The organism is Megalodesulfovibrio paquesii, assembly GCF_054653055.1.
This window is the reverse complement of record NZ_BAAIGQ010000005.1, coordinates 133,405-159,886: the sequence shown is the minus strand read 5'-3', so window position 1 is coordinate 159,886 and position 26,482 is coordinate 133,405. Positions and strand designations below refer to the sequence as shown.

Below are 26,482 nucleotides of genomic sequence, written 5' to 3'. Positions count from 1 at the left end.
CCGTGATCATGCCATCCCCGCCACTGCTCTGGATTGCCGGGCTGCCCGGCTCGGGCAAGTCCACCATCGCCCGGCTGGTGCGGGATTCCCTGGCGGCGCGGGGGGTGGATGCGGTGCATCTGGCCATGGATGAGCGACGCAAGGTCTATATCCCCCAGCCGCAGTACACGGCCGAGGAACGCGAGCAGGCCTATGCGCTGCTGGCGGACGAAGCCCTGGCCTTGCAGCGGCAGGGCAGGGTCGTGATTGTGGACGCCACGGCCCACCGCCGGGCCTGGCGGGAGGCCCTGCGGCACAGGGCCGCAGCCCGGCAACTCCCGTTCCTGGAAGTGATCATCGACGTGCCCCTGGGCGTTGCCATGGCCCGCGAGGCGGCGCGGCCGCAAGGGCTGGTCCAGGCCCGGTTGTATGCGCGCGCCCTGGAACGTCAGCGCACGGGCCGGTCCGATCCCGGCCTGGGCGAAGTACCCGGCGTGGATGTGCCTTTTGAAATGTCCCCGCAGGCCCTGGTGCTGGACGGTGCCGCCCTCTCCCCCCGGGAAGCGGCGGACCGAATCCTGATGGCCTTGCAAGAGGACGCGGGCCAGACGGGCTAGACGGGCGCGCCTGAAGCGGATAGGAACGGCCTTCCCCATCCCTGGCCCTTCCCATTGGCCGCAACACTGCTTACAGTCCGCCCATGCAATTTCATACCATCACGTTTGGCTGCCAGATGAACGTCCACGACGCTGCCTGGCTGGATCGAGCATTGACCGCCCGCGGCCATGCCCGCCTGCCAGTGCTGCTCGGCCCGGGCGAGGAGCTTTCCCCCCAGGCCCTGGCCGGGGCGGACTGCATCATCCTGCACACCTGCAGCGTACGCGAAAAGCCGGAACAGAAGGTGTACAGCCTGCTCGGCCGGCTGGCGGCCTATTTTCGGGAGCATCCGCAGGCCTTCTGCGCCGTGGGGGGCTGCGTGGCCCAGCAGGTGGGGACCGAGCTGTGGCGACGGTTTCCCTTTGTCCGGCTGGTGTTTGGCGGGGATTCCCTGCCCGAGGCGCCCGAGGCCATGGATCGCCTGCTGGCTCATCCCCGGCTGCGCCTCTCGCTCTTGGACTTCTCCGAGCATTGGCGGCCCCGGGAAGATCATCTGGATAATCAGTCCGCCTCAACCCAGGCCTTTGTGACTATCATGGTCGGCTGCGACAACTGGTGCAGCTACTGCATCGTGCCCAGCGTGCGCGGCCCCCAGCGCTCCCGGCCCTTTGAGGATATCCTGGCCGAATGTCGCCGGCTGGTGGATTCCGGCACGCGGGAACTCACCCTGCTGGGCCAGAACGTCAATTCCTATGGCCAGGATCTGGGCCCCGGCTCCCGCACCTTTGCCGAGCTGCTGCGGGCCGTGGCCCGGCTGCCCGGTCTGGTCCGGCTGCGTTTCACCACCTCGCACCCCAAGGATCTGGACGACGCCGTGATCGCGGCCTTTGGCGAGGAACCGACCCTGGCGCCCATGCTCCACCTGCCGGTGCAAAGCGGCTCGGACCGCATCCTGGCGGCCATGGGCCGGCGCTACACCGTGGCGCATTACCATACCTTAATCGAGAAGCTGCGCGCTGCCCGGCCGGAGATTGCCTTCAGCACGGACTTCATCGTCGGCTTTCCCGGCGAATCCGAGGCCGATTTCTCCGACACCCTGGAGCTGATCCGGCAGGTGCGCTACGCCTCGGCCTTTTCCTTCTGCTACACCGAGCGGCCCGGCACCAAGGCCGTGGACTTGCCGGACAAAGTGGACCCCGCCGCAAGCCTGGACCGTCTGGCCCGGTTGCAGCGCCTGCAGCAGTCCATCAGCGAATCGCGGCTGGAAACCTTCGTGGGCCGCACGGTGGACGTGCTCCTGGAAGGCCCCGCCCGGCGGCAGGACGGCGACGGGCTGGTGCTCACCGGCCGAGACGCCTGGAACCGCGTGGTCAACGTCCACGACCCCGATGGGCTGATCAACGCGAGACAAGACCGGGCCTTTTCTGGCATGATGATCCCAGTCCGCATCGACGCGGCCCTGAAACATTCCCTCTCGGGAAAAGCGGCAGGTGCGACATGGTAGAGATGAAAGTATACGGCCTTGCCCTGGATGAGGACACCCAGGTCCCCGTGCTCGTGCTCAAGGATCTGGCCGGCAACACGGTCCTGCCCATCTGGATCGGCGCCATGGAAGCCATGGCCATCTCCCTGGCCCTGAACAACGTCTCCATGCCCCGGCCCATGACCCATGATCTCCTCCTCTCGGCCCTCAAGGCCCTGGACGCCCGCGTGGAGGGCGTGGAGGTCGTTTCCCTGCAAGACGGCACCTACTACGCCGAAATCCGCGTTCTGCAAGGCGAATCCCTGCGTCGTGTGGACTGCCGGCCCTCGGACGGCATTGCCCTGGCCCTGCGCGCCGAAGCCCCCATCCGCGTCCACGAGGATGTCCTGGCCCAGGCCGCCACAGACTCCCTCCAGGAAACCGGCACCCCGGTCCTCAAGACCGAAGACGCCGACAAATGGAGCGACCTACTGGAAAAGCTCAACGTCGAGGATACGAAATACAAGATGTAGGAAAAGGCCGGAAAGAACACGGCCCGGAAACGGCACGGGGGAACTGAGTTCCCCCGAACCCCCTCCAGTTGTTTTTTTGCGCCGCAGCGCTTCTGCGCTGCGGCGCAAAAAAACGAACAAGGGGTCCAGGGAGGATTATCCCCCCTGTTTCCATTCTTTCCTTCTCTCTTTCTCCTCCTCTCCCCCCTCCCCATGCGTACAGACTTTCATATCCACACCCGCCTTGGCATCGGGGTCGACGGGCCGCTGGCCATGCTGTGCCGGGCCAGGGCGCTGGGGCTGCATGCGGTGCATCTGGCGGATCTGGTGGATGCCTCCAGCCTGGAGCCGGTGCTGGCGGCGCAGCGGGCGCTAATGCCCGACGCCCTGCACCTGGACGTGGAGCTGGTCCCCGGCGTGTGCCTGGCGCACGTGCCGCCAGGCCGGGTGGAGACGCTGATCGCCCGGGCCCGTGAGCTTGGCGCGCGACAGGTGGCCGTGTATGGCGAGACACTGGGCGATCAGGTCCCGCGCGGGACGAACCTGGCCGCCATTGAGGCCGGGGCGGACGTGCTGCTGCACCCCGGGCTCATCACCCCGCAGGAAGCCGCCCTGGCCGCAACCCGCGGGGTGCGGCTGGAGCTGTGCGCCCATCCCCGGCACTGCCTGGCCAATGGCCATGTGGCCCGGCTGGCCCGCGAGCACGGCGCGGAGCTGGTCACGGGCAGCGGGGCCCGCAGCGTGGGGGAATTGCTGCCGCCGGCCATGTTGGATCTGGTGCGCCGGGGCGCAGGCTGGCAGAACGCCCGCTGATTCCTGCAAGGCTTTTGATCCTCCTGGAACTTTTACAAAAATATTTCGTTCTTTGTTTCACAAACCTGATGACGTGGCCCGAAAAAAGGCCTAAGGACGCAGCGCAGGCCATCGCTGTGGGCCTGTGTCATAGTGCCACATTTGTTTAGGATTATGTCCAGGATCATCCCTATGCCCCCCCGCACTTCCTCATCGGATACGCCACCGCCCGCGCCCCGGCTGTTTTCCCGCAGCATGGCCCTGGTGTTCGCCCTGCTGCTGGCCCTGCCCACGCTGGCGCTCTTCCCCGCCTTCAAGCCCGCGCCGCTTGACTTGCAGGAGAACCGCCAGCTTGCGCCCTGGCCGGACCTCGCCGCCACGCCCATCAGGCAGCTGCCGCGGGCCATCGAGCTGTATGTGGCCGATCATTTCCCCTTCCGCACGCATCTGGTGGCCGCGTACATCATGGTCATGGAGCGCTGGTTGGGCGTGCCCGTGGATGCGCACCTGCTGGGCAAGGAGGGGGAGCTGTTCTTCGTCATGAGCCAGGAGAACACGGTGCGGGACTACATGGGCATGAAGCCCCTCGCACAGGACGAGCTCCTGCGCCGCCGCGCCTACCTGACCGGTCTCAAAACCTGGTGCGAGGGCCAGGGCGTGGCCTACCTCTTCATGCTCGGCCCGAACAAAACCACCATCCACCCGGAATGGCTGCCGGACTGGGTTGAGGCCCTGCAGGGCGAGAGCCGGCAGGAGCAGTTCCTGGCCATGATGGCCGACACGCCCGTGCAGGTGTTGGATACCGCGCCGGGATTTCTGGCGCGCAAGGGCGAGGCGCGTCTCTTCAACGTGCTCTCGGACACGGCCCACTGGAACGGCCGCGGCCTGCGCCTGGCCAACGAGCTGCTCCTGGAGCGCGTCCAGGTCCGGATGCCGCAGTTTTCCGGCAGGCAGATCGCCGATGCCGCCGGCCACATGGCCCTGCGCGATGAATTGGCCGTGACCGTGTATGACGAGGATGTCGTACCCATTCTGTACTTTACCGGTACGGAAGCCTTGCGCTATGACCACACCCCGGCCTTCCAGGCCGCGGTGGCCGAAATGCCGCGCATCTGGCTCAAACCCTATCGCATCGTCAACGACGCCCTGCCGGACACCCCGGGCAGCACCGTGCTCTTTGCCACGGATTCCTACTTTTCCACGCACGTGGGGCAGAATGGCCAGCCGGATACTCCCTGGTTCCCCACGCCCCTGCCCTATCTGTTCCACACCTTCGTGCACTTTCATCACGATGCCATGACCAGAAAGACCCTGGAGCGGTTCTTCCAGGAGGAAAAGCCCTCCCTGCTGGTGCATGCCTATGCCGAACGCAGCATGCTCTGGCCCTGGGGCGCCTTGATGGATCCGGAGTTCATGGCCCTGGGCGAGGTGGTGCTCGGCTCGCCCGTGCTGGAGCTGACGCAGACCGGCCGACGGAATGCCGGAGCAGAGGAGGAAGTGGCCTGGGATCTGCGGGAGGAAAAGACCATCCTGCTGCCGGAGATCCACGCCGATGGCTTTGGCCGGGTGGTGGTTGCCGGGCGGGTGCAGCGTGTGGCCGGCGAGGCCCCGGCCAGCCTGACCATCCGCGGCGGACATGAAGACGTGACCGTGCCACTCAACGGAACAGATGAACTCTTCTGCGTGCCCGTGCCCTGCGCGCCGGGCGGGCTCATCCAGCTGACCGCCATCTTCCACCCGCAGGGCGAAGGCCGCTGGCTGGTGACCGAACCGGAACTCTTGCGCCGGCAGCGCACGGCAGGAGGCAACTGATGCTCTTCTCCAGCATGTTTTTTCTGGTGGCCTTTCTGCCCGCCGTGCTGGCCGGGCATACGCTCCTGCAGTGGCAGGCCCAGCGCGGCAAGGCCCACTCTCCTATCTGGCAACGTTGGGCCAATGCCTTTCTCCTGGCCGCCAGTCTCATCTTCTATGCCTGGGGCGAACCGCGGCACCTGCTGGTGCTGCTGGCCTCCATCCTGCTCAACTACGCCGCCGGGCTGGCCGTGCAGTCCCTGCAGAGCGAAGGCACGGGCAGCCGGGCCGTGGCTGCGGCGGTGGTGCTGAATCTGGCCCTGCTCATCTACTACAAATACATGAATTTCTTTATGGATGCTGCCGGAATGGGCCTGGCGGAACGCATCGCCCAACCCCTGGGGGTGAGCTTTTTCACCTTTCGCGGCATCAGCTATGTGCTGGACGTTTCCCGCGGCAAGACCAGGGCCAGCCGCTCGCCCCTGACCTTTGGCTGTTACATGGCGCTCTTTCCGCAGCTGGTGGCCGGCCCCATCGACCGGCATCCGGATCTGGCCCCACAACTGACGGCCCGACGGCTGGACCGGGCCATCTTTGCCGAAGGCGCACAGCGTTTCATCCTCGGCCTGGCCAAAAAGGCCCTTCTGGCCGACACCCTGGCCAAGGCCGCGGACGCGGCCTTCAATGCCCCGGCGCAGGAGCTTTCCGCGCCCATGGCCTGGGCCGGCCTCCTCTGCTATACCTTGCAGATTTTCTTCGACTTCAGCGGCTACACGGACATGGCCGTGGGCCTGGGCCGGATGCTGGGACTGCGCTTGGCCGAAAACTTCAACTACCCCTACATCGCCCGCAGCGTGCGTGAGTTCTGGCAGCGCTGGCACATGTCGCTTTCCAGCTGGTTCCGGGACTATCTGTACATCCCCCTGGGCGGCAACCGGCATGGCGCGGCGCGCACCGGGTTCAACCTGTTCATGGTCTTCTTCCTGTGCGGCATGTGGCACGGCGCGGGCTGGACCTTCATTGCCTGGGGAGCCTATCACGGGGTGTGCATCAGCCTGGAGCGCTTCTTCCCCGCCGTGTTTGACAAACTCCCTAAGGCGCTGCAGCATGTGTATCTGATCCTGGCCATCATGCTCGGCTGGACGCTCTTCCGCGCCCCGACGCTGACAGGCGCGCTGGACTACTACACCGCCCTGATCGGCCTTGCCACACCGGGTGAGGCGGTCAAGGAAGTGCTGTGGTACCTGCATGGGGTGGACGTGCAGGCGGCCATCCTGCTGGGCGTGCTCTTCTCCATGCCTGCGGGCCCCTGGATAACCCGCCGCCTGCCGTCCGCCCTGCTCGAATCGCCCGCCTTTTCCCTGGCACGGACGGCGGCGCTGGCGCTGCTCTTTGTCATCTGCATGGCCCCGTTGGCGGGCAAGACCTTCCAACCCTTCATCTATGCCCAGTTCTAGCGAACCATCACACATCACACCCGCAGGGGGTCCGGGGGAAGTCAGTTCCCCCGGTCCTTTTTCCCCTCTTTCTCCTCCTCCCCCATCCCCCCTCGTCGGCCGCCTTGCGCCCAGCCCCACGGGGCGCATGCATCTGGGCAATGCCTGGGCCTTTCTGCTGGCCTGGCTGGCGGCGCGCCGCCGGGGCGGGCGGGTCATCCTGCGCATGGAAGATATTGACACCGTGCGCTCGCGGCCGGAGTTCGCGGACCAGCTGCAGCGGGATCTGACGTGGCTGGGCCTGGACTGGGACGAGGGGCCGCACTTTCAAAGCCAGCGGCTGGATCGGTATCATGCCGCCCTGAACTCCCTGGCGGCGAGGGGATTGATCTACCCCTGCTACTGCACGCGCAAGGAACTGCGGGGGCTGGCCTCCGCCCCGCATGTCGGCGAGGCCGGGCCGGTGTATCCGGGAACCTGCCGCGGCCTGTCCCCGGCTGAATGTGCGGCGCGAGAGGCCGAGGGCCGGCGGCCGGCCCTGCGGCTGCACTGTCCTGAGCAGCCGGTAACGTTCACGGATCTGCAGCGCGGCCAAATCCGCATCGCCCCGGCCCGCCTGGGCGATGTGGCCCTGCGGCGATCCGACGGTGTCTGGGCCTATCAGCTGGCCGTGGTGGTGGACGACCTCGCCATGGGTGTGACCCAGATCGTGCGCGGGGTGGATCTGCTTGAGAGCACGCCCTGGCAGGTGCTGCTGTGCCAGCTCCTCGGGGGCGCGACACCGCAATATCTGCACGTCCCCCTGTTGGTGGACCCGGCCGGGGAACGGCTGGCCAAGCGCCATGGCAGTCTGGAACTGGCCGCACTGCGAGAGGCCGGCGTCCGGCCCGAGGCCATTACCGGCTGGCTGGGCGCACAGGCGGGCATAATGCCCGCTCCTGAACCCTGCACACCGGCCGAACTCATTGGCTTGTTTGATCCGCTCCGCCTGCCCGCCGGGCCCGTCACGACCCCGGCAAACATCGCCGCCAGACTCCGCCTCGGCTGACCGTTTTTCCGGCCACCCCGACGGCGCCCCTCTTGACAACGGCGCTGGAAAGATTCATTCCCTCCTTCAATTGATAAATCAACAATTGGGAAAGCAATGGAACATCCTCACGCGCGATGCAAAGGCAAGGCCCCTGGGCATCATCTGGCCGTACTCCACCGTTTGTCCGCGGCATTTCTGGCGCCCCGCATGCGCCGGCTGGGCATCAAACGGGGCTGGATCGCCCTGCTCCTGGAAGTGCTGGCAAAACCGGGCCAGCCGCAGGACGCCTTGTGCCGGGCCATCAAGGTGGACCGGGCAGTCACGGCCAGGACCCTGTTTGAGCTGGAGCAGCACGGCTATGTGGAACGCCGGGAAGATGCCAGTGACCGACGGCTCAAGCGCGTGTTTCCCACGTCCAAGGCCACCTCTCTCTCCGACCGGCTCTATGCCGTGCTCGGGGAACACAACCACGCGCTGTTCAAGGGATTCGACGCCGCCCAACAGGCGGAGACACTTACCCTGTTGGCAGCCATGGCCGCCAATCTCGAGGCGGCCCTCGAACAGGAAGCCTCACACCATGCATAAGTCGAACAAGTGGGCGGTGTTGTTTGCCGTCGTCGTCACACAGTTTGCCGTACCGTTCATGATTTCCGGGGTGGGCGTCTGCCTGCCGGCCATCGGGCGGGAGTTTTCCGCCTCGGCCATTGCGTTAAGTCTGGTGGAAGCCGTGTTTTTATGCGGCAACGCGATGCTCCTGCTGCCCCTGGGCCGGGCGGCGGACATTCTGGGCCGGGGTGCGGTGTTTCTGACCGGGCTGGCACTCTTTACGCTCACGACCCTGGGCCTGACCCTGGCGCCGACCATGGAATGGTTCCTGGCCATCCGCGGGGTGCAGGCTGCCGGCGGGGCCATGACCCTGGCCACCGGTCTGGCCCTGCTGTACGACGCCTTTCCGCCCGAAGAACGGGGCAAGGCCCTGGGCATCAGCATGGCCGGGATTTTCCTGGGTATTTCCGCCGGGCCGTTCCTGGGTGGGCTCATCGTGGCCCAGCTTGGCTGGCGCTGGCTGTTCTATGCCGGGATGCTCCCCTCCCTGGTGGCGGTGGGCGTTTGTCTGCGCAATCTTGACTGGAAAATCCATCCCAAGGCCGGAGAGCGCTTCGACTGGCCAGGAGCCATCAGCAGCGCGCTGGCCATCGGGCTGTTCGTCTTTGGCAGCGCCCATACCGAGGAAGCCTCGGGGTGGTGGGGCATGGGAGCCGGCGCGGCCTTGTTCGTGGTATTTCTGCTCATCGAATCACGCAGCAGCGCCCCGTTGCTGCACCTGGATCTCTTTCTGGCCAACCGGCAGTTTTCCTTTGGCATTGCCTCCATCTTCACCGTGTCGGGAGCCGCCTTTGCCGTGCCGTTTCTGCTGAGCCTGCACCTGCAGATCGGCCGGGGGATGACGCCGGCTGCGGCCGGGATGCTGCTGGTAATCCAGCCTGTGGTGCAGAGCCTGGTTTCTCCCGTGGTCGGCCGGCTGGCGGACAAGCTCTCGCCACGCCTGCTGGCCGGGGCCGGCTCGCTGCTGACCGCCACGGGCGTGTGCCTGGCCTCGCAGGTCTCGCTGGGCAGCAGCCTGGAATACGTGGGGCTGGCCCTGGGTGTGGTGGGGCTGGGCATCGGCATGTTTTCCTCGCCAAGCATGGTGGTGGTCATGTCCGCCGTGACTCCGGCCCGCTACGGCATCGCCTCGGCCCTGACCGGCCAGGCCCGGACGCTGGGCATGACCCTGTGCATGAGCGCGGTGACGGTGGTCATTGCGCACCATGTGGGGGACCGCCCGCTGGGACCGGAGGTCATGAGTCAGTATCAGCTGGCCATGAAAGCCCTGCTCGCAGGCTTTGGCATTCTCGGCCTGGCTGGCTCGGCCCTCTGTTTTGCCGCACGGCAACGGGCAGGCGCCAGTCTGGTGCTCCAGGCCTCTCCCCCCGAAATGGAGCAGACCGGGGAATCTGCCTGTCCACAACACTTCGAGTGAACAGCAATGGTTGCGCCAGGGGCAGAGGCAGGATTTCCCCTGCCTCTGCCCCGGACCAGTTTTTTTCGAGATTTTTTTATAGGGATTATTCCCGTGTACGGATTTCCACAGATGTGGAATACGCAGCCCTCTCCGTTGTGTATTTTCCCGTCGATGGAGACTTTATTGCCTATATGATAGCATGTTACAATTTTTCTAAACTTTCATTAGATTATTTTCGTACTGCAATATTCTGCAATTCCACAGCAGCATGCGCTTCTCCAGAACGCGATCACTTCACAGCAACGCTGTAACCTATTCTTGACACAGCATCCTTTTTTGCATCATACTGGAACAACAAGGCTCACAATAGTATGCACTGTTCCTGTTGTTGATGTCATCACCTGCACGCACCATTACCCTTGTTGAATTCGCCCGGTATTATTGACTGCGGCATGACAGCAAAGGTGATGATGCCGGCATATTTCGACGGGTTGAAGCAACGCTTCGGCATGGTGTCATGGGGTGTTTCACCACAGCCACATGAGGCTTCGCCTGCAGGAACTTCGGCCGGGAAGTGATGCGCAACCAACGGAACGTTTCAGGGGCAGAGGATGCTGCGCGACTCGGACTACAATCGCCTTGCGGCGAGCTTTCATCAGTTCCTCCAGGAGTATTCCTGCGATGCGGAATGCGAAGGCCTTGGCATGCCCGAGGACGCCGCCTGTTCCAACTTTATTCACTATTACAAACTGGTGCTTATTGTTCTCTGGCGGCAGGCCCTGGAATTCGTGTTCCCGAAATATGCCCGCCCCGTCTTCAAACAATTCATGGCCCAGTTGCAGCAGTCCCTGCCAGCCAGCCAGCGCAAAAAGCAATACAGTGCGCTCATGGACACGCTGGGCACGATTTCCGCGCTCTTGCAACAGGACCAGGGTGTCATCAAACTGGCCCAGCAGTGCGTGGCCACCTTTGCCGCCCAGAACAGTGAAGACCCCGCCGCCCGGGTCATGCGCCTGACCCGGCAGACCCTGGAGCACCTGCAGCGCCATGTTGACCAGCTCACCGGGCTGCGCGAGCAGGACTTCAACGACCTCTCCTCGGCCCTGGCCGTGGCCTTTGCGCCGCCCGCCAACAGCCCTGACCCGGCCCTGAAGGCGACGTCCAAGGCTCCGGCCGCGACGCCTCAGGCCGCCTCTGTTGCCGTGACTGAGGAAGACCCCGAGGCAGATATCGAGACCCTGGACGACTTGGTCACCACCTCTGAGCCGCCCTTCCTGACGGTGGCGGCACAGGATTTTCCGCAGGACGTCGGCCAGGATGCGCCCTCAGCCCCCGACGCGGCTCCCCAGGCCGTCCCCGAAATTGTCCCGGAAATTGTCCCGGTCATTGAGGCCGAGGTCGCGCTCCAGGCAGCGCCCGAATTCGAGCCAGAATCCGAGCCCGAGTTTGAATTTGTCGAATCATCGGAGCATGATGCCGCCGATCCCACGGCAGAATCGCCGCCCCCCGCGGCAGTGTCGGTGGATGGCGTGGAAATCCAGTTCGAGACGGCCGCCGACGACATTCCAGAAGCCATCATCATCCCCCTGGATGCGGCCGAGCCCGAGCTGCTGGATCTCCCCGAGCCCCCTCCCCCGCCGGCGTCAGCAGAGGAACCGGACGCGCAGGAGTGGCGCGACACGGACGATGCCACGCCCGCAGCGTCAGAGGAGGCGTTCCACGAGCACGGGGCCGATCCCGAGGCGGGTGAAGCCTTCAGCATTATCCTGGACACGGACGACGCCGACTCCCCGGGCATGGATCCGGCTCTGGATGACGAGGAGGCCGAGGAATACGCCCTGGATCTGGACGATTCCATGGACGACGACCCCGGGCACGCCCAATATGAGGCCCGGCCAGGGGGCACATCCATGCCGGCGCCGCCGCCTGAATCCCTGTTCGAGATTTCTGCGCCCCCGCCGCAGCATCTTTCCCACGGCCGACGGGCCCACAGCCCGCCGTTGGTGGGGAGCCAGAGGGACAACGCCTCGCGCTCCGCGCGCAGCAATGCCGCTCCCCAGGCGTCCCCGCCCAAGGAACCCCGGGTGCAGCCGCCCCCCCCCGGAGCAGGCAGACACGCGCTCCAAGCCGCGCCCGCAGGCCCGGGCCAGTGCGCCCGACACGGCTGGCGACCGCCGCCGCACCGCTCGCGTCAATGCCGAAGGCCTTTCTGTGTTCATCAACGAAACCGCACGCCAGCTGCCCCTGAGCAATCTCAGCGAGCATGGATTGGCCGCGTACCACGAGGGATGGGCTTTTGCTGTGGAGCAGGTCATTTCCCTCGACCTCATGACGTCCTACAAAGTGCTGATGAAAGACCTGCAATGCCGGGTCATTCGTTGCGATGCCACGCTCATGGCCTGCAAGTTCATCAACCTGGACAGGCAAAGCCTGGTCATGCTGCGGGCCATCGTCAAGCGCCTGCAGCAGATCCGCAGCAGGCAGGCGGCAGGCGGCAGCCCGCCGGGCGCCACCTGATGCGTGAGCGGGGCAGCAGCGTTCGGCAGTCCATCGCGGACTGCCGGCGTGGCCAAGGACAATCATGAGAACCTGCGAGGTGCGGCAATGCTGAAGTGGGCGGCAAAAAAGCTAGGCGTGGGACTGGTGGAGGTGCATCTTGATGATCTGGCGGATTACATCGAGATGCTGGCGCACATGAATCAGGAAACGCTGCAACAGGTGGCCGCCGAGGTTGTTGCGTTCCGGCAGCTGATGGAATCCAAGGGCATTGATGTCGGCTCGCCCATTGCCTATGTGCAGCGCAAGCCGGCCATGCTCATGCGCATTGAGGAATATGTGGAAGAAACCGCCAAAAAGGAATGGATCAAATCCATGGGCATGGAAGCCTGGCTGCACACCCTGCGCGCTGCCAAGCATGTGACCGATGGACACCGGGCGGAAATTTTCAAGGAACTGACGCTGAAGATGTGGCGGCTCCTGGGACAAGGCGCAGCGGAGCAGACCCGCGCGGCCATGTACCCCATGGACTTCGCCCCCGCGACAGCGTAATGACCGGTTTCCTGCGCGGGCCGCGGCATACCCCCCCGGCGGCGCAGGCAAGGAGTGCAGCATGGACAATGCAGTACGCGACATCCTCGTCTCCGTCTTGCTTGGCGGCGCCACGGGATTTTTGGCAGTGCAGACCCTCGTCTTCGTTTCGTCCATCGTCATCAGCGTGCTGGGCCTGCTGAAGGAACGCGTCTTCAACCGGCGCTACTTCTTCATCTGGCTCAAGTCCGTGGCAGGCATTGCGGCTTGCGGCATTGCATTCTTCCTGGGCAACTACATTTTCAGCGTCAAGATCGGCTTTTCCGCGGCCATGCTCGATCAGGTGGTCTTTGCCGGGGTGATGCTGCTGGTGGTCATCGCCTTCCTGTTCCATATCATGTCCAGAATGCGCAAGATGCGGCAGTATATGGAAACCTCTGAATTCGATGACATTATTGGCAGCAACACCACCCAGGAAGGCCCGGGCGTGGATGACTATGTGCGCAAGAACCTGGAGCTGCTTCAGGCCCTCCAGGGCATGGAAAAAAACAAGTAGCCGGACGCGCTCCCTGGCCGCCGCGCCGGGCTCCCCGGCAGGCTGCTGGCCTTTCCTGGCTGTCCGCGAGCCCGTGCGCCTCACACCGTCAGGTGCACGGGCTCGCGCACGGGGATGTGCCCGGCAATGGCCTTGAGGAATTCCTCGGCCCCCGGGGTCACATCCCAGCGCAGGAGCAGATGATTGTCGTCCGTCAGCTCCAGGGGGCAGAAATCATCCGGGCACAGCCCCTGCCGCGCGGCTTCCCGGGCCAGATGGCCGCGCAGATAGGCCACCTGGCCGCTGACACATTCCAGCTCCACAAAATCTTCCTCGCGCCGCTGCCGGTGCCCTGGCATGGGTGTTCTGACGTAGCGGATTTCATTGCGCAGCCGCGCCCAGGCCACGTCCTTCCATTCCAAAAAGAACAGCGCCACTCCCTCGCCGGAGTCCTGGCTTTTTTTGGTGCTCGGCGTCAGCCTGGCGTTGAGGAGCATGCCGTCCGGATACAGTTTGACCAGCCAGGAGGCCTGACGCATGGACAAGCGGGCCATGTACAGGCACACCCCGGCCAGAAACAGCGGCAACACGGCAATTTCCAAAGAAATTCGCCAGTGTAACGGCTGGCCGTCCAAGTGGAACAGCCCGAACCAGCCGGCCAGGGCTCCCAGGAAGATCAACAGGCAGAACAGCCCGGCGCCAAGCAGCGGCCAGGGGCTGCGGGAAAAGGTCCGCAATGCGGCCTGAGACGGTGTGTATGAGGCAACATGAAAACGCATGGAAGCCTCCTTTCAAGCATCCATACACGGCCGCGTGGCGACGTCAAGCAGGCTGCGCGAAGAATGCCTGCATGGCCCGCCGGGGCGCTGCCACTGGCAAGCGAGGAATGGATTGCGCCAATGTCATGACGATGTTAGGCAACTCCGAACACGGAGGTCGGGCTATGCGGACGTCATGCGGGCAATCCCTGGCGGACATGCCGCCACGGGTGCAGTGTCTGAGCGTGTTTCTCGGTGGCGGCGTCGTGTTCACCCTGGCGGCCCTGGTGCTGCACCGGGAGGATCCGGTTTTCGCCGCCTCCTGGGTGGGCTTTCTGACTGGCGTGCTGCTGACCCATGCCCTGATTTTTCTCTTTTTCGTTGATGCCATTGAGCGACAGGCCCAGCTCTTCCTGATGCTGCTGCGGCAACCGGCCGGCATCCTGCCCCACCGCGACATGCCGCTCTCCGCGCTGGAGGCCGTGCTTTTTTCGGATCCCCTGGACCAAGGGAACCAAGGGGACCAAGGGAACCGAGGGCCCTGGGCGGGCCAAAGGGCCCGGATGGCCGCCCTGCCGTTGCCTGCGCCGCAGCAAGATGCTGAGGAACCGTCCGCCGTCTGGCAGGCCCTGCCCGGCCAGGCCGTGCTGGGCGTGTTTCTGCTGCTCTCCCTGGCGGTCACGCTGACCATGGCCGTGGCCATCTTTCCTGGCGCGCGGCAGTTGTCCGGCGGCGCAGTGACCATGCCCGGCGCCCTGGCCTGCCTGGCGCTTCTGGGCGGCGGCGCCCTGGCGGCCCAGCGGATGCGCGCCGCCCAGACCATGGATTTGGCCCGGCGCGAGACCCTGCGCGAGGCCCTGGCCGGCGTCTTCGGCACCATGGACTGGCACGTGCAGGCTCCCACGGACCACGTCAGCGGCCGGTCCACCCTGGTGCGCAAGGAGCGTCAGGAACTTGAAGGCCGGCCCGTGGCCCGGGGCGTGATCGTCACCCGTGAGGAAACCTTTCAGGACCGCGCCCCGCACCTTGCCCGCGTGGAACTGCTGCTGGACCCGGCAGCCCTGCCCCATCGGGTGCTCATGGCCCTGCTGCGGCTGGCCGCGGGGGTGCCAGGATTGAAACAGGATCTGCGCGCCCTCTCCCCCCTGGGCCTCGAATGCGCTCAAGACGGCAGCTGCCGCCGGCATGGCCGAGACATTTCGCATGCCGAACTGCTGGCCATGGCCATGCGGCTGGCCCAGCACCTGCTGGCGCGTCACGACTGAGCTGCGCAAGCCGAAAGACAGAAGGGGACGCCCTGCCGCCGCAGGACGTCCCCCATTCACAGAGACACATAGTCACCTCTCGGCACACCCCGGCCGGATCACTGCGCAGCAAGGGCCTTCAGGCTCTCGAAGCTCGGGTCGATGGGGCTTTGCTCGGCCACGGGCTGCTGCAGGAACTGCCGGATGGGGCCGATCATCTGCAGGGCCTTGTCGATGTCCGCATTGGCGCCGGGGGTGTAGGCCCCGATGTTGACCATGTCTTCCACCCGCTTGTAGGTCGCCATGTGCCTGAGGATGGTCTGGCCGGCGGCATTGAGTTCCGGCGCGATGATGTCGGATTTCAGACGCGAGATGGACTTGAGGATGTCGATGCAGGGGTAGTGGCCCTGGTCGGCCAGTTCACGGGTGAGCACCAGGTGGCCGTCCAGGATGGAACGCACGGCGTCGGCGATGGGTTCGTTGAAGTCGTCCCCGTCCACCAGCACGGTGTAAATGCCGGTGATGGTGCCCTTGCTGTTGCGGCCGGCGCGTTCCAGGAGCTTGGGCAGCTGGGCAAAAACCGAGGGCGTGTAGCCCTTGGTGGTGGGCGGTTCGCCCACGGCCAGACCGATTTCCCGGGCAGCCATGGCAAAGCGGGTCACGGAGTCCATCATCAGCAGCACGTCCTTGCCCTGATCGCGGAAATGCTCGGCCAGGGCCGTGGCGGCGTAGGCCGCGCGCAGGCGCACCAGGGGGCTCTGGTCCGAGGTGGCCACCACCAGGCAGGAACGGGCCATCCCCTCGGGACCGAGATCTTTTTCCATGAATTCCAGCACTTCGCGGCCGCGTTCACCAATGAGGCCGATGACGTTGACGTCGGCCTTGGTATAGCGGGCCATCATGCCCATCAGGGTGGACTTGCCCACCCCCGAGCCGGCCATGATGCCCACACGCTGCCCTTTGCCCAGGGTCAGCAGGCTGTTGATGGCCCGCACGCCCACATCCAGCGGCTCGCTGATACGCGGCCGGGAGAGAGGATTGGGCGGGGAGGCAAAGATGGGCCGATGGTGGCCGGTGTGCATGGGGGAGCAGAAGGCTCTTCCTGGCGGAGGGGCGGCGTCCAGCGGCGCGCCGAAGGCGTCCACGGCCCGGCCCAGCAGCTCATCCCCCACGGGAAAGTTCGGAGGCATGGAGGAGTTCTGGATCAACGTGCCGGGCTTGATGCCGCGCATGTCGCCGTAGGGCATGAAAAGCACGGCGCCGTCGCGAAAACCCACCACCTCGGCGGCAATGTGCCCGGCCTGGCAGGAGGCATCGCCACGGCCGCGCTGGCTTTCGGGAATGAGGTGACAGACCGAGCCAAGAGGCGCGCGCACGCCGCGGCCCTCCACGATCATGCCCACCACCTTGGTGACCTTGCCATAGCTCAGGCAGGGGTCCAGTTCCGAAAGTTCGTCAAGACAGGCGGCCGCATCCATGGCTAGGCCTCTTCTTCCTGTTGTTCCTGCATCAGGAGTTCTTCCCGCTCGGTGGCGGGCAGGGTCAGCCCTTCCAGCACCCGGGACACCGCCTGGAGCCTGGCTTCCACGGTGTTGTGCACCATGCCCTGGCCGCTTTCCACCACAATGCTGCCCTGGGCCAGATGCTCGTCGGTGCGGATGCGCCAGGCTGTGAGGTCAGGGTAGCGCGGGCGGGCAATTTCCAGGATGTTGGCCATCAGGGGTTCATCATCCGGATGCACAACCACGGTGAGGCCGGCCAGGCCGTCCAGCCGCTCCAGGGCTTCGTCCAGATAAGCGGCCAGCACGACATTGCGGTCATGGGCCAGTTCCGTGGCCAGGACCTTTTCCACACTGGCCCTGAGGAGCAGGAGCAGATCCTCCCTGCAGGCGGCGAAGATTTCCAGGCAGCCCTGCCGCACGGCGGCCAGGGCCTGGGCCAGGGAATCCACCATGGCGGCGTGGGCCTCGGCCAGCTCTTCGCGGGCCTTCTCCAGACCTTCCTGGTAGCCTTCCTCCCTGGCCTGCTCGCGCAGGGCCTGGGCTTCGGCCTGCGCCTGGCGGAGCAGCTGGGCGGCCATTTCCTGGGCACGGGTCTTGACCGCGGCCATGTAGTCGGCTTCTTCCTCGGCACTGAGGACAGCCCTGCGCTCGGCCGACTCCTCCAGAAAGCCACCCGAGAGGGCGCGGCCGTCGTTGAGGATGACTTTACCGTATTGCAAGGATTCTGCGCTACTAGACAAAGACATCGCCAGACCCCCTGCTGATCTGAATGCGGTTTTCCACTTCCAGGCGGCGCACCGTCTTGACCACGTTCTGCTGCGCGCCTTCCACATCGGAGAGCCGGACCGGGCCCATGATTTCCAGGTCTTCCCGGATCATGGAGGCAGCGCGTTCCGAGAGGTTGCTGAAGAACTTCTGCTGCAGGTCGTCGGAGGCGCCCTTGAGGGCCAGGGTGAGGTCCTCGTTGGAGATTTCCTTGAGCAGTTCGCGGATATGGCGGTCGTCCAGGCCTCTGATGTCTTCGAAGACGAACATGAGGTTGCGGATTTCCTCGGCCATCTGGGCGCTTTCCTCTTCGATTTCCGAGAGGACTTCCTCTTCCGTGGCACGGTCCACGGCGTTGAGGATTTCGGCCACCGCGCCGACGCCGCCGACCTTCTTGCCTTCCTTGCCACCCATGGCGATGAGCTGGGCTTGCAGCACCTTGTCCACCTCCACCAGCATTTCCTCGGGCACAGCCTCCAGCCGGGCCAGGCGCATGAGGATTTCCGGCCGCACGCCCGCAGGCAGGTTGCTCAGCAGCTGGGCTGCCTGTTCCGAGGGCAGATGCCCCAGAATAAGCGCCAGGGTTTGCGGATGCTCGTTGCGCAGAATCTGGGCCAGGATGCGCGGGGAGACGTTCTCCAGCTCGCGGAAGGGCACGGGGCCGTGATCCAGATTCAGATGATCCATGATGTACTTGGCCGTGTCGGGGTCCAGGGCCTTGGCCAGCATGCGCTTGACGGCGTCTTCACCCCCGGTGATCATCTCCTGCCCGACGATGAGGGCCCGGTGATACTCGCGAACCACTTCTTCCACCTGCTCCTTGGGCACGGTGTTCAGTTCCACCATGGCTTTGGAGATTGCGGAGATCTCGTGGCGGTCCATGCGCTTGAAGATCTCGGTGGTGAACTTGTCCCCCATGGCGAGCAGGAGGATGGCGGTCTTGGTCGGGCCCTTGAGGCGCTGTTCGGGAGGCATGGTCACAACTTCCTTTGGCTAAGGCGTAAACGCGGGGGCAGGGTTAGGCGGCGCGGGCGTGGGCGGGTTGTTCCTGAAGATCCTTGACCCAGGAGCGCAGGATGCCCACCGCCTGTTCCATGTTCTGCTCCGTCAGTTGCATGACATGGGCCTTGATGTCTTCGATCTTGCGCATGGCGTCCATGGCTTCCAGCTCTTCGGAGTCGCCTTCCATGAGGGCCAGACGCTGTTCGCCTTCGGGCAGGCCTTCCAGGCCTTCCACGGCTTCGCCCGTGACGCTGGGGCGGATGAGGGCCAGGATGACCGGCCGCACCACCACCATCACGAAGACCACCAGCGCCACGAAGCTAAGGATAGTCTTCATGTTGCGCAAGATCAAATCAAAGGCCATCTTGGTAAAGGAGGGCTTTTCCTCGACTTCGGGACCACCGAAGGAAATGTCGTTCACCTGCACCGAGTCGCCCCGGGCGGAATCATAGCCCACCGCACTGCGCACCAGCTCCTGGAAGCGCTGCATCTCTTCCGCGGAACGCGGCACATAGGTAAATTCTTCCGCACCTTCGGCCTTTTCATACAACCCGTCCACAATGACGGCCACGGTCAACCGGTTGAGCTCGCCCACGGGGGCCACGATGTTCTGCTCTTCCTTGTTGATTTCGTAGTTGGTGGTCCGGGTTTCCCGGTTGGAGGCCTGGGTGGAGACTGCGCCGGCCACGCCATCGCCACGGAAATTGGCTTCGGGGATGCCGGATTCAGTGTTGGCCCGGCCGTTGGTGCTTTCCTCACTGCGCTGTTCGCTGCGCACCACGGCCTTTTCCGGATCCCAGAGCTCCTTGCGCACCGTGCGCTGGGAAAAGTCCAGATCCGCGTTGACCTTGGCAATGACCTTGCCCGAGCCCACCACCGGCGCCAGCATTTCTTCGATGCGGCGTTCGTAGGAGCGTTCCAGGGTCTGCTTGTAGTTGAGCTGGGTGGTGGTCAGGCCTTCGAGGGTGCCTTCGCCGCTGGGGGCATACAGAGGCTGGCCGCGCGTATCCGTGACGGTGATTTTTTCCTTGTCCAGACCTTCCACAGCCATGGCCACGAGGTTGACCACGGACTGCACCTGCTTCTGCTCCAGCTTCTTGCCATCGCGGACTTGCAGGACAATGGAGGCCGAGGGCTTGGCTTCCTCTTCAATAAAGAGGCTCTTTTTAGGAATGACCAGGTGCACGCGAGCCTTTTCGATTTCCGGGAACTCCATGATGGTGCGGGACAACTCGCCTTGCAAGGCCCGCTGATAGTTGATCTTCTGGACAAAGTCCGTCTGACCCATCTTGAGTTCATCGAAGATTTCAAAGCCCACGCCCTGCCCGACCATGGCCCCTTCGCCGGCAATCTTGAGCCGCAGATCGTACACCAGGGCCTCGGGCACCAGCACGGTGGCGCCGTTGTCCGCCAGTTCGTATTTGACCTTGTCCGCCTTGAGGATTTCCACAACGCGGTTGGCGTCTTCGGGAGCCAGCTGGCTGTAGAGCACCTTCATGTTCGGCTGGTTGAGCACCGCGAGCATGAAGATGAACGCCGCGACCACCGCCACGGCCAGGCCGGCCAGAAAGACGCGTTGGGTCAGGTTGGTTCTGCCCCAGAATCCCTTGAACCGTTCGATGGTGGTGGCAAGCACGTTGGCCATGGTTTCTCCCGATCAGGCGAATGAAGCCGGTATTAAGAATGAAGTAAACTGGTTGCAATCCAGGCAGCAGGTGCGCCGGCTAGAAGCTCAATCGAGACAGCTCGCGGTATGCTTCAAGCACCTTGCCGCGCACGGCCGTGGTCATGCTCATGGCCAGCCCGGCCTTCTGCAAGGAAATCATCAGCTCGTGCACGTTTTCGTTTTCCCCGGAGGCAAAAGCCTCGATGAGGGAATTCTTGTCCAGCTGCATCTGGTTGACGTCACCCAGCGCCTTGCTCACGGTCTCGGCAAAGGAGCCCTGGCCGGACGTGGTGCTGGACTGCTCATGATCCTGCTGCGAAAAGCCGGACTTGTTCACATCCTGACGCAGCTTGAGGCCTTCGTTCAGTGCGCTCTGGTACGCGTCGATGGCAAGTTTGTTGATAGCCATGGTCGTTCTCCTTCAAGAGTCGGGGGTTACTGTCCCAGGGCGAGAGCCTTCTGGAACATGCTCTTGGCGGTTTCGATGGAGGTGGTGTTGGCCTCGTAAGACCGGGAGACGGTCATAAGGTTGGTCATTTCTTCCACCACATTGATGTCGGGGTAATTGACGTAGCCTTCGCCATCGGCGTCAGGATGGCCGGGTTCGTACACCCGCTTGAAGGCGCGGCTGTCCTTGGCGATATCCATGACGCGGACGCCCTTGAGCTCGCGGTCCAGGGCATTCTCCATGGCCTTGGCAAAGGGCGACTGCACCGGGGTGGCCGCCAGGGTGATGCTGCGGCGCTGATAGGGTCCGCCACCGGGCGTGCGGGTGGTTTTGGCGTTGGCCAGGTTCATGGCGATGATATTCATGTGCGTGCGCTCTGCAGAGAGCGCGGAAGCGCCAATATCAAATGCAGTCATGAAGTCCATTTACTTGCTCCCTTCCTGAATGACGGTCTTCATGCCCTCGAAGTGCTTCTTGAGCACTGTGGCGAGCGCGTTGTACATCATGTTGTTCTTGCTCATCACAGCCATTTCCTTGTCCAGGTCCACGCGGTCGCCGCCATGCACCACATGCGGTTGGAACTCCTTGACGTAGGTGTCCTGGAAGGTGTTGGGGTCGAACTTGCGGGCCAGATGCTCCCCGCTGGTGCGGGCCAGCTTGCCCTTGGGGTCGCGGTTGAGGGCCGCTTGCAGGTCCTCCTCGAATTCGAGGGTCATGGACTTGTAACCAGGGGTGCGAAGGTTGGCGAGGTTGGCCATGACGACATTCTGACGCTCCATGCGCATGTCCATCACTTTGCCAACCAGCTCGGCATGCAGGGGAAACAAACTACGCATTGCAATACTCCTTAAACGCTGCGATGGCCGTTCTTGTTGTGGCCTGTGATCGAAAGGCGACGCCGGGCACATTGCAAGGGGCGTTCCATTTTCAAAACTATACGCAACCAGCTAAAATAAAAAGATTAATTTTCAACCCTCCGCAGCTGAAAAAGTGAAGTGTCTGAATATCGTCGCAGAGTTGGCGCTTTTTGGGGGGCCGGGAGGCCAGGGCGGTGGGGGGACTGCGGCGGGCGTGAACTGCCCCCGTGTTGGCACGGGTGTTGCTTAACTCTCAGCGCCGGCACGGGCAGGCAGTTTCTGCCCCCCGGCCCCGGTTTGTAACAAAGTCTCTCGCCATGACAGTTGGCATGTCCTGGGAGAGCCCGTGTTCAAAGTGGAAATCAAACCACCCCGCCGGAGGGGAGTCATGAGCGATCATCTCGAGTACGAAATCAACAAGGAATTGGGCGAGTGCTACCTGTTCATGGGCGACCTGGACAAAGCCGAAGAGTATTACTGCAAGGCGGCCAGCTCCAACGGCGTCCATCCGGACCCCTACATGGGTCTGGCCACCATTGCCGTGCAGCGCGGCGACCTGCCAGTGGCGCTGAACCACTACAACAAGGCTGCCTCCATCGGCCCCAATGACAAGGCCGAGGCCGGCATCGGGCTCATCGCCATGGAAAACGGGCAGCATGACGAAGCCTTTGCCCGCTTTGACAAGGCGCTGACACTCAATCCCGAGAACATGGTTGCCGTGTTCGGCATCATCCAGGCGGGCTACGTGCTCAACCGTCTGGCTGACGTGACGCCGCATCTGGAAAATTTCCTGGCTGTGAATCCTTTGAAGACCGACGTCCGCTTTGCCCTGGCTGGTTGCCTGACCACCCTGGGCCGCACCGCCGACGCCGGCCGGCATCTGGAAGTCATCATGGCCCGCGAACCCGGCAACAGCGCCGCACGCGAACTGTACGAACATCTCGCCCTGGCTTCCTAGCTGCGTTCCGACGCGCCGGATCGCCTCGATCTCTCCCCTCCCCATGCGTACGTTTCCCGGCCGCCTGCTGGCGCGGTGGCCGGGAAACGTGCTGCAGCGTCCTGCCACGGCTTGCCTGCAGGGCGGAACTGTGGCAGTGGGCCAGGGAAACACCCTTTCGTGAGGAGAGGTCATGGAGCTGCTGCCGATCAAACGCGCGCTGCTGAGCGTGTCCGACAAATCCGGGCTGGTGGAATTCGCCACCTTCCTGCATGCGCAGGGCGTGGAACTGGTTTCCACCGGCGGAACGTGGAAGACCCTGTCCGATGCGGGTCTGCCTGTGGTGCCTGTGAGTCAGGTGACCGGGTTCCCTGAGATTCTGGGCGGCCGGGTCAAAACCCTGCATCCGCACATCCACGCCGGCGTGCTGGCGGACAAGGACAATCCAGAGCATCTGAAGACCCTGGGCGAGCTGCACATCCTGCCCTTCGACTGCATTTGCGTGAACCTGTACAACTTTGCCCAGGCCGTGCGCGAGGGACAGGCCCTCAAGGACGCCGTGGAGCAGGTGGACATCGGCGGCCCCACCCTGTTGCGGGCGGCGGCCAAGAATTTCCATTCCATGCTCGTGGCTCCGGACCCGGCGGACTACCCGGCCATCATGCACGAGCTGGAAGCCAATGCCGGCCAGGTGAGTCTGGCCCTGCGCCGGGTCATGGCTTCCAAGACCTTCCGCGCCACCTCGGCCTATGACACCATGATTGCGGACTATTTCGCCAATCCTGACGTCGCCTAGTTTCCCTGCGCGCCGTCCGGAGCCGCAGGGCTTTTCCGGACGGCGCGGTTTTTTTCGACTCCCCGTCCCTTTTTCCCAGGAGCCCCGCCATCGCCTCCAAACTGCAAGGCAATCTTCAGGGTCTGAAGCCCAGCCAGCAGAAGGCCCTTTCGCGGCTGTACACCCGCCGCTACCCCAACCAGGGCGGCTACACCCCGGAACAGGCCCGGGAGCTGGCCATCCTGTCCCGCGGCGTGGGCCGGCAGCTGGGCCTGCTCATCGACCGACAGGGCCGACCCCAGATGGTCATCGTGGGTGAGCCGGGTTCCATTTACATTCCCGAACTGCCCCGCGCCCGCCTGGGTGCCGGGCGTCTGCGCGGCCTCCGGCTGGTCCACACCCACCTGACGCCGGATCTGCTCTCCCGCGAAGACCTCATGGACATGCTCTTTCTGCGGCTGGACTCCCTGGCCGTGCTCACCGTGGATGAGCAGGGCGAACCGCGGCGGTTGCAGTACGCCAATCTCCTGCCCGTGGCCCCGACTCCCCCGAAGCGCGAGGAAGAGCCCGAGGAGCAGGTCGAGCAGCCGACCTATCAGGTCCATGACGCCCTGGCCTGGGATCATGTGGAGGTGGATTTTTCGGAGCTGGCCCAGGCCCTGGAAGACGAGTGGGCCCGGCTGGCACCGACACCGTCGGAATCCCGACGTCCCGCCACCGCGCCGACGGCCGGGAGCAGCGAGGCGGCCCGGGCTGTGCTGGTCAGCGTCTCCACCGCGCCCAAGGGGGTGCAGGAACTGGAGCTGGACGAGCTGGAGGCCCTGGCCGAGACAGCCGGTGTGGTCCCGGCCGGCCGGATGCTCCAGCGCGTGCACAGCCTGAACAGCGCCACCATCCTCAGCAAGGAGAAACTGGCCGAGCTGGAGACCCTGGCCCTGCAGGCCGGGGCCGGCTTGGTGCTCTTTGCCGGCAATCTTTCGCCCTCCCAGCTTTCCAATCTGGCCGACGCCACGGAGCGCAAGGTCCTGGACCGGACCATGCTCATCCTGGATATCTTTGCCCAGCACGCCACCAGCCGCGCCGGCAAGCTGCAGGTGGAGCTGGCCCAGCTGCGCTACACCCTGCCCCGGCTGGTGGGCAAGAACAAGGCCCTTTCCCGCCTGGCCGGCGGCATCGGCGGCCGCGGCCCGGGCGAGCAGAAGCTGGAGATGGACCGCCGCAAAATCCGCGACCGCGAGACCCGGCTCAAAAAGCAGCTGGAAGAGCTCCGCCGCCATCGCGCCGCGGCCCGCCGCCGCCGGGCCCGGGCCGGCGTGCCCGTGGCCGCCCTGGTGGGCTACACCAATGCCGGCAAGTCCACCCTGCTCAATGCCCTGACCCAGGCCACCGTGCTGGCCGAGAACAAGCTCTTCGCCACCCTGGATCCCACCACCCGCCGCCTGCGCGTGCCCGAGGAGCGCGAGCTCATCCTGACGGACACGGTGGGTTTCATCCGCCACCTGCCCGAGGAACTCAAGGAAGCCTTCCGCGCCACCCTGGAAGAGCTGGAGAGCGCGGACCTGCTCCTGCACGTGGCCGACGCCTCGCACCCGGAACTGGATCTGCACAATCAGGCTGTGGAGGACATCCTGCGCGAGATGCAGCTGCAGGACACCCCCCGGCTGCTGGTGCTGAACAAGTGGGACATGCTGGACGAAGAAGCCCGCGCCGCCCTGCGGTTTCGCTTTCCCGACGCCGTGCCCATCGCGGCCAAGGCCGGCCAGGGCCTGGACGACCTGAGCCGCGAGATCGTCCGCCGCATCGACTGGGAGCGCGACGTGCGCAATCCGCTTGACCCGAAGGAGACGGCGGAAATGGCGGAAGACGACCTTTCGGAAGAGGATCCGGACCTGCTGCCGGATGAATCCATTTTCCCCCAAGACTGATCATTCCATCAAGGCACCCTCATGCACACGCCCTCCATCAAGACGCTGCTTGCCGGCGAATCCCCCCTCTCCTCCGTCCTGGTCCGTGGCTGGGTCCGCACCCGGCGCGACGCCAAGGGCTTTTCCTTTCTGGAAATCAACGACGGCTCCTGCCTGGCCAACCTGCAATGCGTGGTGGACGAGACCGTGCCCGGGGCGGAGCGGCTCAAGGAGATCCTGACCGGCGCGGCCGTGGCCCTGACCGGCGAACTGGTGGCTTCCCCGGCCAAGGGGCAACGCTGGGAGCTCAAGGCCGCGTCCCTGGAACTGATCGGCCCGGCTCCGGAGGACTACCCGCTGCAGAAAAAACGGCACTCCGACGAGTTCCTGCGCAGCATCGCCCACCTGCGGCCGCGCACGAACAAGTTTGGCGCGCTCTTCCGCCTCCGCTCCGAGGCCAGCTTTGCGGTGCACGAGTTTTTCCGCACCCAGGGCTTTGTCCACGTGCACACACCCATCCTGACCGGGTCCGACTGCGAGGGCGCGGGCGAACTGTTCCGCGTCACCGCCCTGCCCCGCGGCAGCAAGGATGACGTGGCAGCGGATTTCTTCGGCCGCGAGGCCTATCTGACCGTCTCCGGCCAGCTGGAGGCCGAGCCCCTGGCCATGGCCCTGGGCAAGGTCTACACCTTCGGGCCGACTTTCCGGGCGGAAAACTCCAACACCGCCCGGCACGCCGCGGAATTCTGGATGATCGAGCCGGAGATGGCCTTCTTCGACCTCGCCGCGAATATGGATCTGGCCGAGGCCTTCGTCAAACACGTGGCCCGGCATCTGCTGGACCACTGCGAGGCCGACCTGGCCCTCTTCAATCAGTGGGTGGACAAGGATTGCCTGACCCGCCTGACCCGCGTGGCCGACGAGCCCTTTGCCCGCCTGGAGTACCGCGAGGCCGTGCAGCTGCTCCAAAAAGCCCGCGACGCCGGCGAGGCCTTCCAGTATCCCGTGGCCTTTGGCACGGACCTGCAGACCGAACACGAACGCTTCCTGGCCGAGAAAACCTTCGGCAAGCCTGTCTTCCTGTGCAATTATCCCAGTACCATCAAGCCGTTCTATATGCGCGTCAACGATGCCGACAATGGCGGCGAGACCGTGGCGGCCATGGATTTGCTGGTGCCCACCGTGGGCGAGCTCATCGGCGGCAGCCAGCGCGAGGAGCGCCACGACGTGCTGCTCGCCCGCATGCAGGCCCAGGGTATCGACCCGGCGCCCTACTGGTGGTACCTGGAACTGCGTCAGTTCGGCACCGCGCCCCATGCCGGCTTTGGCCTGGGCTTCGAGCGCCTGCTCATGTTCGTCACGGGCATCCCGAACATCCGCGACGTCATCGCCTACCCCAGAACGCCGGGGAATGTGGAGTTTTAGGAAAGAGCCGTGCGGGGGAACTGAGTTCCCCCG

Annotated in this window: 25 protein-coding genes; 17 read left to right on the top strand and 8 right to left on the bottom strand. The window is 64.6% G+C overall.

All coding sequences use genetic code 11. From position 1 onward, the window contains the following. The first annotated feature begins 8 nt into the window (after positions 1-8). From ACYQ00_RS07195 to ACYQ00_RS07140, 12 genes are all read left to right on the top strand, one after another. On the top strand, positions 9-596 hold the full coding sequence (locus ACYQ00_RS07195) for an AAA family ATPase (RefSeq protein ID WP_460031457.1): 588 nt from the start codon (positions 9-11) through the stop codon (positions 594-596). 83 nt (positions 597-679) lie between these two features. Beyond that, positions 680-2,080 (top strand): tRNA (N6-isopentenyl adenosine(37)-C2)-methylthiotransferase MiaB, encoded by a 1,401-nt coding sequence (miaB, locus tag ACYQ00_RS07190; protein ID WP_460031456.1) that lies wholly within the window; start codon positions 680-682, stop codon positions 2,078-2,080. Then, positions 2,074-2,571: a bifunctional nuclease family protein gene (locus ACYQ00_RS07185; RefSeq protein ID WP_460031455.1), complete on the top strand. Its 498-nt coding sequence runs from the start codon at positions 2,074-2,076 to the stop codon at positions 2,569-2,571. Before miaB ends, ACYQ00_RS07185 begins: the two co-directional genes overlap by 7 nt. Positions 2,572-2,763: 192 nt before the next feature. Further along, positions 2,764-3,363 carry a histidinol phosphate phosphatase domain-containing protein gene (locus ACYQ00_RS07180; RefSeq protein ID WP_460031454.1) on the top strand — a complete coding sequence of 200 codons (600 nt, stop codon included), beginning with the start codon at positions 2,764-2,766 and terminating at the stop codon, positions 3,361-3,363. Between the two features lie 171 nt (positions 3,364-3,534). Next, positions 3,535-5,154, top strand: a complete 1,620-nt coding sequence (locus ACYQ00_RS07175) for an alginate O-acetyltransferase AlgX-related protein (protein ID WP_460031453.1) — start codon at positions 3,535-3,537, stop codon at positions 5,152-5,154. Continuing rightward, positions 5,154-6,590: an MBOAT family O-acyltransferase gene (locus ACYQ00_RS07170; RefSeq protein WP_460031452.1), complete on the top strand. Its 1,437-nt coding sequence runs from the start codon at positions 5,154-5,156 to the stop codon at positions 6,588-6,590. The genes ACYQ00_RS07175 and ACYQ00_RS07170 overlap by 1 nt, the downstream gene beginning before the upstream one ends. A gap of 13 nt (positions 6,591-6,603) precedes the next feature. Beyond that, complete coding sequence (gluQRS, locus tag ACYQ00_RS07165) at positions 6,604-7,617, top strand: tRNA glutamyl-Q(34) synthetase GluQRS (protein ID WP_460032490.1); 1,014 nt, start codon at positions 6,604-6,606, stop codon at positions 7,615-7,617. 189 nt (positions 7,618-7,806) lie between these two features. Next, positions 7,807-8,184 (top strand): MarR family winged helix-turn-helix transcriptional regulator, encoded by a 378-nt coding sequence (locus tag ACYQ00_RS07160; protein WP_460031451.1) that lies wholly within the window; start codon positions 7,807-7,809, stop codon positions 8,182-8,184. Next, positions 8,177-9,622 carry an MFS transporter gene (locus tag ACYQ00_RS07155; RefSeq protein ID WP_460031450.1) on the top strand — a complete coding sequence of 482 codons (1,446 nt, stop codon included), beginning with the start codon at positions 8,177-8,179 and terminating at the stop codon, positions 9,620-9,622. The genes ACYQ00_RS07160 and ACYQ00_RS07155 overlap by 8 nt, the downstream gene beginning before the upstream one ends. Before the next feature lie 1,299 nt (positions 9,623-10,921). Then, positions 10,922-12,121 carry a PilZ domain-containing protein gene (locus ACYQ00_RS07150; RefSeq protein ID WP_460032489.1) on the top strand — a complete coding sequence of 400 codons (1,200 nt, stop codon included), beginning with the start codon at positions 10,922-10,924 and terminating at the stop codon, positions 12,119-12,121. Between the two features lie 48 nt (positions 12,122-12,169). Continuing rightward, positions 12,170-12,652, top strand: coding sequence for a hypothetical protein (locus ACYQ00_RS07145; protein WP_460031449.1), 483 nt, complete (start codon positions 12,170-12,172; stop codon positions 12,650-12,652). Between the two features lie 61 nt (positions 12,653-12,713). Beyond that, the gene (locus ACYQ00_RS07140) at positions 12,714-13,187 is read left to right on the top strand and encodes a hypothetical protein (protein ID WP_460031448.1); all 474 of its coding nucleotides are present in this window, start codon (positions 12,714-12,716) and stop codon (positions 13,185-13,187) included. A gap of 80 nt (positions 13,188-13,267) precedes the next feature. On the opposite strand, the gene ACYQ00_RS07135 is transcribed toward ACYQ00_RS07140, so the two are convergent. Further along, positions 13,268-13,945 carry a hypothetical protein gene (locus tag ACYQ00_RS07135; RefSeq protein ID WP_460031447.1) on the bottom strand — a complete coding sequence of 226 codons (678 nt, stop codon included), beginning with the start codon at positions 13,943-13,945 and terminating at the stop codon, positions 13,268-13,270. A gap of 164 nt (positions 13,946-14,109) precedes the next feature. On the opposite strand from ACYQ00_RS07135, the gene ACYQ00_RS07130 reads away from it, so the two are divergent. Beyond that, positions 14,110-15,189 (top strand): hypothetical protein, encoded by a 1,080-nt coding sequence (locus tag ACYQ00_RS07130; protein ID WP_460031446.1) that lies wholly within the window; start codon positions 14,110-14,112, stop codon positions 15,187-15,189. A 98-nt stretch (positions 15,190-15,287) separates the two neighbouring features. Here the strand turns inward: ACYQ00_RS07130 and ACYQ00_RS07125 are convergent, their stop codons facing one another. From ACYQ00_RS07125 to flgB, 7 genes are all read right to left on the bottom strand, one after another. Then, positions 15,288-16,646 carry a FliI/YscN family ATPase gene (locus tag ACYQ00_RS07125; RefSeq protein WP_460031445.1) on the bottom strand — a complete coding sequence of 453 codons (1,359 nt, stop codon included), beginning with the start codon at positions 16,644-16,646 and terminating at the stop codon, positions 15,288-15,290. A 2-nt stretch (positions 16,647-16,648) separates the two neighbouring features. Beyond that, positions 16,649-17,416, bottom strand: coding sequence for a FliH/SctL family protein (locus ACYQ00_RS07120; protein ID WP_460031444.1), 768 nt, complete (start codon positions 17,414-17,416; stop codon positions 16,649-16,651). Then, complete coding sequence (gene fliG, locus ACYQ00_RS07115; RefSeq protein WP_460031443.1) at positions 17,403-18,410, bottom strand: flagellar motor switch protein FliG; 1,008 nt, start codon at positions 18,408-18,410, stop codon at positions 17,403-17,405. The genes ACYQ00_RS07120 and fliG overlap by 14 nt, the downstream gene beginning before the upstream one ends. 43 nt (positions 18,411-18,453) lie before the next feature. After that, positions 18,454-20,082 carry a flagellar basal-body MS-ring/collar protein FliF gene (fliF, locus tag ACYQ00_RS07110; protein ID WP_460031442.1) on the bottom strand — a complete coding sequence of 543 codons (1,629 nt, stop codon included), beginning with the start codon at positions 20,080-20,082 and terminating at the stop codon, positions 18,454-18,456. 79 nt (positions 20,083-20,161) lie between these two features. After that, a complete protein-coding gene (gene fliE / locus ACYQ00_RS07105; protein ID WP_460031441.1) occupies positions 20,162-20,512 on the bottom strand; it encodes a flagellar hook-basal body complex protein FliE in 351 nt (116 codons plus the stop codon). Between the two features lie 26 nt (positions 20,513-20,538). After that, entirely contained in the window at positions 20,539-20,976 is a 438-nt protein-coding gene (gene flgC / locus ACYQ00_RS07100; protein WP_460031440.1) for a flagellar basal body rod protein FlgC, read from the bottom strand. After that, positions 20,977-21,387, bottom strand: coding sequence for a flagellar basal body rod protein FlgB (gene flgB / locus ACYQ00_RS07095; protein WP_460031439.1), 411 nt, complete (start codon positions 21,385-21,387; stop codon positions 20,977-20,979). It lies immediately after the preceding gene. 409 nt (positions 21,388-21,796) lie between these two features. On the opposite strand from flgB, the gene ACYQ00_RS07090 reads away from it, so the two are divergent. From ACYQ00_RS07090 to asnS, 4 genes are all read left to right on the top strand, one after another. Further along, positions 21,797-22,366 (top strand): tetratricopeptide repeat protein, encoded by a 570-nt coding sequence (locus ACYQ00_RS07090; protein ID WP_460031438.1) that lies wholly within the window; start codon positions 21,797-21,799, stop codon positions 22,364-22,366. 172 nt (positions 22,367-22,538) lie between these two features. Further along, the gene (locus tag ACYQ00_RS07085) at positions 22,539-23,141 is read left to right on the top strand and encodes an IMP cyclohydrolase (RefSeq protein WP_460031437.1); all 603 of its coding nucleotides are present in this window, start codon (positions 22,539-22,541) and stop codon (positions 23,139-23,141) included. Between the two features lie 233 nt (positions 23,142-23,374). Further along, entirely contained in the window at positions 23,375-25,045 is a 1,671-nt protein-coding gene (hflX, locus tag ACYQ00_RS07080) for a GTPase HflX (protein WP_460031436.1), read from the top strand. A 21-nt stretch (positions 25,046-25,066) separates the two neighbouring features. Further along, entirely contained in the window at positions 25,067-26,449 is a 1,383-nt protein-coding gene (asnS, locus tag ACYQ00_RS07075; RefSeq protein WP_460031435.1) for an asparagine--tRNA ligase, read from the top strand. The last annotated feature ends 33 nt before the right edge of the window (positions 26,450-26,482 follow it).

Excerpts from the sequence above, each read along its gene's own strand:
- ACYQ00_RS07195 (WP_460031457.1), top strand. The coding sequence starts at position 9 with ATGCCATCCCCGCCACTGCTCTGGATTGCCGGGCTGCCCGGCTCGGGC.
- miaB (WP_460031456.1), top strand. The coding sequence starts at position 680 with ATGCAATTTCATACCATCACGTTTGGCTGCCAGATGAACGTCCACGAC.
- ACYQ00_RS07185 (WP_460031455.1), top strand. The coding sequence starts at position 2,074 with ATGGTAGAGATGAAAGTATACGGCCTTGCCCTGGATGAGGACACCCAG.
- ACYQ00_RS07180 (WP_460031454.1), top strand. The coding sequence starts at position 2,764 with ATGCGTACAGACTTTCATATCCACACCCGCCTTGGCATCGGGGTCGAC.
- ACYQ00_RS07175 (WP_460031453.1), top strand. The coding sequence starts at position 3,535 with ATGCCCCCCCGCACTTCCTCATCGGATACGCCACCGCCCGCGCCCCGG.
- ACYQ00_RS07170 (WP_460031452.1), top strand. The coding sequence starts at position 5,154 with ATGCTCTTCTCCAGCATGTTTTTTCTGGTGGCCTTTCTGCCCGCCGTG.
- ACYQ00_RS07160 (WP_460031451.1), top strand. The coding sequence starts at position 7,807 with ATGCGCCGGCTGGGCATCAAACGGGGCTGGATCGCCCTGCTCCTGGAA.
- ACYQ00_RS07155 (WP_460031450.1), top strand. The coding sequence starts at position 8,177 with ATGCATAAGTCGAACAAGTGGGCGGTGTTGTTTGCCGTCGTCGTCACA.
- ACYQ00_RS07150 (WP_460032489.1), top strand. The coding sequence starts at position 10,922 with ATGCGCCCTCAGCCCCCGACGCGGCTCCCCAGGCCGTCCCCGAAATTG.
- ACYQ00_RS07140 (WP_460031448.1), top strand. The coding sequence starts at position 12,714 with ATGGACAATGCAGTACGCGACATCCTCGTCTCCGTCTTGCTTGGCGGC.
- ACYQ00_RS07135 (WP_460031447.1), bottom strand. The coding sequence starts at position 13,945 with ATGCGTTTTCATGTTGCCTCATACACACCGTCTCAGGCCGCATTGCGG.
- ACYQ00_RS07130 (WP_460031446.1), top strand. The coding sequence starts at position 14,110 with ATGCGGACGTCATGCGGGCAATCCCTGGCGGACATGCCGCCACGGGTG.
- ACYQ00_RS07125 (WP_460031445.1), bottom strand. The coding sequence starts at position 16,646 with ATGGATGCGGCCGCCTGTCTTGACGAACTTTCGGAACTGGACCCCTGC.
- ACYQ00_RS07120 (WP_460031444.1), bottom strand. The coding sequence starts at position 17,416 with ATGTCTTTGTCTAGTAGCGCAGAATCCTTGCAATACGGTAAAGTCATC.
- fliG (WP_460031443.1), bottom strand. The coding sequence starts at position 18,410 with ATGCCTCCCGAACAGCGCCTCAAGGGCCCGACCAAGACCGCCATCCTC.
- fliF (WP_460031442.1), bottom strand. The coding sequence starts at position 20,082 with ATGGCCAACGTGCTTGCCACCACCATCGAACGGTTCAAGGGATTCTGG.
- fliE (WP_460031441.1), bottom strand. The coding sequence starts at position 20,512 with ATGGCTATCAACAAACTTGCCATCGACGCGTACCAGAGCGCACTGAAC.
- flgC (WP_460031440.1), bottom strand. The coding sequence starts at position 20,976 with ATGGACTTCATGACTGCATTTGATATTGGCGCTTCCGCGCTCTCTGCA.
- flgB (WP_460031439.1), bottom strand. The coding sequence starts at position 21,387 with ATGCGTAGTTTGTTTCCCCTGCATGCCGAGCTGGTTGGCAAAGTGATG.
- ACYQ00_RS07090 (WP_460031438.1), top strand. The coding sequence starts at position 21,797 with ATGAGCGATCATCTCGAGTACGAAATCAACAAGGAATTGGGCGAGTGC.
- ACYQ00_RS07085 (WP_460031437.1), top strand. The coding sequence starts at position 22,539 with ATGGAGCTGCTGCCGATCAAACGCGCGCTGCTGAGCGTGTCCGACAAA.
- asnS (WP_460031435.1), top strand. The coding sequence starts at position 25,067 with ATGCACACGCCCTCCATCAAGACGCTGCTTGCCGGCGAATCCCCCCTC.